4 protein-coding genes and 1 pseudogene are annotated in these 4,831 nt (G+C 76.5%); 3 read left to right on the top strand and 2 right to left on the bottom strand.

The window, feature by feature from the left end; translation table 11 throughout:
* The 3 genes from VGD85_RS14845 to VGD85_RS14835 all read left to right on the top strand — a co-directional run.
* On the top strand, nt 1-2,008 hold a 2,008-nt coding region (locus VGD85_RS14845; RefSeq protein WP_331064212.1), incomplete at its 5' end, for a hypothetical protein.
* Nucleotides 2,005-2,859 (top strand): ABC transporter ATP-binding protein, encoded by an 855-nt coding sequence (locus tag VGD85_RS14840; protein WP_331064211.1) that lies wholly within the window; start codon nt 2,005-2,007, stop codon nt 2,857-2,859. The genes VGD85_RS14845 and VGD85_RS14840, both read left to right, overlap by 4 nt.
* Complete coding sequence (locus tag VGD85_RS14835; RefSeq protein WP_331064210.1) at nt 2,852-3,532, top strand: ATP-binding cassette domain-containing protein; 681 nt, start codon at nt 2,852-2,854, stop codon at nt 3,530-3,532. The genes VGD85_RS14840 and VGD85_RS14835 overlap by 8 nt, the downstream gene beginning before the upstream one ends.
* Here VGD85_RS14835 and VGD85_RS14830 read toward each other — a convergent pair.
* The gene (locus VGD85_RS14830; protein WP_331064209.1) at nt 3,500-4,105 is read right to left on the bottom strand and encodes a hypothetical protein; all 606 of its coding nucleotides are present in this window, start codon (nt 4,103-4,105) and stop codon (nt 3,500-3,502) included. The two genes, VGD85_RS14835 and VGD85_RS14830, sit on opposite strands and share 33 nt — an antisense overlap.
* A pseudogene (locus tag VGD85_RS14825) lies at nt 4,102-4,831 on the bottom strand (MFS transporter); the annotation flags it as partial. The pseudogene VGD85_RS14825 and the gene VGD85_RS14830, both read right to left, overlap by 4 nt.

The following is a 4,831-nucleotide window of genomic DNA, read 5'->3' as shown; positions in this document are numbered from 1 at the left end:
GCCGGGCGTCACCGCCGCTCTGGTCGGGACCTGGATCGCCCGGGCGACGGTGCTCCCCGGACATGCGCCGCTCGAGACCGGGCTGCGCCTGGTCGCGGCGGTCGGCATCGCGATCGCCGCCCTGGTGGTGCTGACCGCGGTCGCGGTGGCCCGGGTCGCGCGCGAGCCGGTCGAGACGCTGCTGCGCCGGGTGCCGCCGCGGCGCAGCGGCTGGGCGCTGGGCACCGGCGACGCGCTGGTGGTCGCGGGCTGCGGGTCGGTGGTCGTGGTGTTCGCGACCGGCGGCCTCGAGGGCCCGGCGGCGCTGGTCGCCCCTGGCCTGCTGGCGGTCGTCATCGGACTCGTGCTCGCCCACCTCACCACGCCGCTCGCGGCGCTCGCCGGCCGCAGGATGCTCGCCCGCGGGCGGGTCCGCGGGGCCGTCAGCCTGCTGGACGCGGCACGCAGCCCGGCGACCCGGCGGATCGTCGCCGTGGTCACCCTCGCCTCCGCGCTCGCGGTGTTCTCGGCCGACGCCTTCGTCATCGGCGATCGCAACCGTGGGTCGGCGGCCGCGCAGGAGGCCGGCGCCCCGCTGGTGGCCAGCGTCCAGGCGGGCGACCTGCTGTCGGTGCGCGAGGCGCTGGCGGAGGTCGACCCGGAGGGGCGCGAGGTCACGCCCGTGGTGCGCATCCGCCCACCCGGCACCGGTGCGATCGAGACCGTCGCGGTCGTCCCGGACGAGTTCCCCCGGATCGCGCTGTTCGGCGGGCACGCCCCGGACGCGGAGGCCTGGGACGACATCGTGGGCACCGATGCCGAGCCCATCGAGATCACCGGGACCCGGCTGCGCCTCGAGGTCACCGACTCCTCGCTGGTCTCGATCCGGACCGACGGCGAGCGCGGGCCGCTCACGCTCGGTCTCGACCTCGTCACGCCGTACGGGGAGACGCTGCACACCGCGGTCGCGGACCTCCACGACCCCGTCGAGCGGCGGCGCTTCGAGGTCGCGTCCTACTGCCGCGACGGGTGCTACGTGACCGCGATCTGGCTGCAGACCGTTCCCGGCGCGATGATGCAGGGCGCGGCCACGCTGAGCGGTCTGGCGGGGGACCGGCCGGTCGCCATCGGCCCGGCCGAGTCGTGGACCCCGGTCCACGACCCCACCGACGGCGACCTGGTGCCGCGGTCGAGCACGCCCGACCGGCTGACGATCCGGGTGGCCACCGACGGGCCGAGCGAGATGTCGATGTCGCAGACCTGGCTGCCCGGCGTCGTACCGGCCCTGGTCGCGGGCAGCCTGCCGCCGACCGCGCAGGGCCGCGACTTCGACCTCAGCGCCCTGGACGGCACCGCACAGGCCGCCACCTGGGTCGGAGTGCTCGACCGGGTGCCCTCGGCCGGGCCCGATGTCGCCGTGGTCGACCTCGATCTCCTCCAGCGCGGCGTGGCGCTGGCGACGAGCGCCCGGATCGAGCTGTGGTTCGCCGAGGACGACCCTGAGCTGCTCGCGCGCGTCGACGCCGCCCTCCACGACCACGCCGCGGCCGTGACCACCACCCGCACCCTCTCGGACATCCGCCGAACCTACGACGAGTCGACGGCGGCGTGGAGCATCCAGCTGGCCGCCCTGGTCGGCGCGGCCGCGGTCGCCATCGCGCTGCTGGTGCTGCTCGTCGGCGCCGCGAGCAGCTGGCGGTTCCGCACCCGCGACCTCGCGGCGCTGCGGATGAGCGGGGTGACGGGCCGGGCGATCGGCTCGATGGCGGTCGCGTCCCAGCTGCCCGCGGTGGCGGTCGGCGTGCTCGCCGGCACGGCCGCCGGGCTGTACGGCGCACATCTGGCGCTGCCGACCGTGCCGCTGTTCGCCGGTGAGCCCCGGGTGTCCACCCTCGACCTCCACACCGCCTGGTCCGTGGTCGCCCTCACCGCCGCGGCCGTCGCGCTCGTCCTCGGGCTGGGCAGCGTGCTGATCGGCCGGGCCCTGGCCCGACGCTCCGGCGTACGACGCCTCCGGGAGACGCTGTGAGCGACTCGACCGCGGGCCTGCGGGTGAGCACCCGGCGCCTGGTGCACATCTACCGCTCCGAGGGCCACGAGGTCGCGGCGCTCTCGGGCGTCGACCTCGACGTCGCCCCCGGCGAGCTGGTCGGCCTGCTCGGCCCGTCGGGGGCGGGCAAGTCGACGCTCCTGAGCCTGCTCGCCGGGGTCTTCCGGCCGAGCGCGGGCAAGGTGCACGTGGGCGACCTGGAGCTGTCGGCCGCCACCGCGCGCCAGCTGGACGAGATGCGCGCCAAGGACGTGTCCTTGATGCTCCAGGGCGCCGAGCGCAACCTGCTGCCCTACGCGACGGCCCACGACAACGTCCGCTTCGCGCAACGGGCCGCTCGGCGGTGGGGCAAGGAGCTGCCCGAGCCCGAGGGGGTGCTCGACCGGCTCGGTCTGGGCGCCGACGCGCACCGGCCGCTGGCCGAGCTGACGCCCGGCCACCTGCAGCTGGCGGCGCTCGCGGTGGCGATGGCGGTGCGGCCCGGCCTGCTGCTCGCCGACGAGCCGACCAGCCAGCTCGACCACGCCGCGCGCGACCAGGTCCTCGCGGCGATCGCGGAGACCAGCCGGGACCTCGGCACCACGGTCGTGATCGTCACCCACGACCCCGACGTCGCGGCGTTCCTGCCCCGCACGATCACGATCCGCGACGGCCGGGTCGGCGGCGAGGGCCGCAGCGGCGAGGAGTACGCCGTGGTCACCCCCGACGGGTTCCTGCCGCTGCCGCTGCACGTCCGCGACAACCTGGCCCCCGGGACGCTGGTGAGGTTCCATCCCACCGATCGCGGCGCCGGCTACCTGCTGGTGCCCGAGGAGGAGCGCGATGAGTGAGCTGCGGGCCTCGGGCCTCTCGGTCTCGTACGGCGACCTGCTCGCCCTGCACCCGCTCGACCTCGCGGTCGGGCCCGGCCGGATGGTGTCGGTGACCGGACCGTCGGGGGCCGGCAAGTCGACCCTGCTGTGGGCGCTCGCCGCGGCGCTGCGGCCCACCACCGGCGAGGTGCACCTGGGTCCGACCGCCCTCACCAGCCGCGAGCAGGCCGCCGGGCTCGGCGTGGTCGTGGTCCCGCAGGGCAACGGGCTGGCGTCGTCCCTGACGGCGACGGAGAACGTGGTCGTGCCGCTGCTCGCCCAGCGGGTCGACCCCGCGGAGGCCCACCGGCGTACTGCCGACGCGCTGGCGCTCGTCGGGCTCGAGGAGTCCGGCAACCACCTCATCGAGGAGCTCTCGGGCGGCCAGCAGCAGCGGGTCGCGCTGGCCCGGGCGCTCGCCGCGCGGGCCACCGTGCTGCTCGCCGACGAGCCGACCAGCGACCTCGACGCCACCAACCGCGAGCGCGCCATGGCGACGCTGCGCGCCGAGGCCGACCGCGGTGCCGTGGTCGTCGTCGCCACCCATGACGCCGAGGCGGCCGCGGAGACCGACGCCGAGCTGCACCTCGACGAGGGCGTCGCGACCTGGCGGCGGCCGCTAGACCAAGCCGCGCACCCGGGCGACCAGTGAGTCGGTGACGGCCTCGCCGACAGCGGCCTCGACCCGGGCCTCGAGCCCGGCCTGGTCGTCGAGGTCGCTCAGCAAGGCGCGCAGGTCGAGATCGTCGATGGCCCGGTCGAGGACGTCGTCGGTCTCGAGCGCGGCGTCGATCGCCGAGTCGGGCAAGGCGCGGATGACCGCCTCGAGGAACCCGTTGAGGTCGGCGGAGTCGAGCGCCTCGTCGACCAGGTCCGACGCGGGCGGCAGGGTGCCGTCCGCCAACATCTGCGCCACGGCGTCGTGCAGGCCGGCGCGCAGGGCGTCGACCTCCGCGTCGGTGCGGGCGCCGGGGCCGGCGACCCGGAGGAGGAACGCCTCGCGGCTCACGCCGAGGCGGCACGCGGCGCGGTCGACGGCGATCAGCACCAGGCGCTCGGTGAGCGCTTCGATGCCCACCGACCTCGACGCCACCTCGCGGGCCGCGCACGGGTCACCGGGACGGAGCGGCTCGAACGAGCCGCCGCCGTACGCGATCTGGACCGTGAGCACCCCGCCGACCAGCGCGGCCGCGAGGGCGGGCAGGGCGACGGCGCGGGTCCTCATGCCGCCCTCCGGTGCGCGGGGACGACGACGCTGAGCAGGGCCAGGAGCGCCAGCCCGGCGCCGATCAGGAAGGAGTCGCGGAACGCCCGGGTCGCCGCGCGCTCGAGCTGGGCGTCGAGGTCGCGTTCGAGCTCGGCCGCCGCCGGCCGGACACCGGGAGCCAGGTCGGCGGCCGCGAAGGCCCGGTGCAGGTCGGGCACCTGACCGTGCTGGTCGCTCAGCTCGTCGCCGAGCGACCGCGCGAGCGCGACCTTGTCCCGGGCCGGCAGGGGCGCGTCGAGCACCAGCGAGGTGATGGCCTCCTGAGCCGGTGCCTGGGCGTCCTCGAGGTCGGCGGTGAACACCGGCGTGAGGATCGCCAGCCCGAGGACCACGCCGACGTGGCGGGCACCGATCGTCCAGCCGGCGTGCTCCACGCGCGGCAGGCGCAGGTGGATCGCCCGCGCGGTGAGCCGGTCGACCGTCAGGCCCAGCCCGAGACCGACCAGCGCCTGGGGGGCGATGGTCCAGGCGAGGTGGGCCGACGGCGGGATCGCGAGCCCCGCGAGGCCGCCGGCGACCAGGAAGCACCCCACCGCGGTCTCGACCTGCTCGCTCGGACGCAGCAGCCGGGCGATCGGCCCGGCGGCGAGCGCGGCCGCCGGCACCACGGACACGGTCACCGCCGCGGCCGCCGGCGAGCGGCCCCAGCCGTCGACCAGCAGCAGGACCAGCAGGAACAGTGCC

Source organism: Nocardioides sp. (genome assembly GCF_036401255.1).
Lineage (GTDB): Bacteria > Actinomycetota > Actinomycetes > Propionibacteriales > Nocardioidaceae > Nocardioides.
Note: the sequence above shows the minus strand (reverse complement) of the source record. Positions and strands in the feature narration are given on the sequence as shown.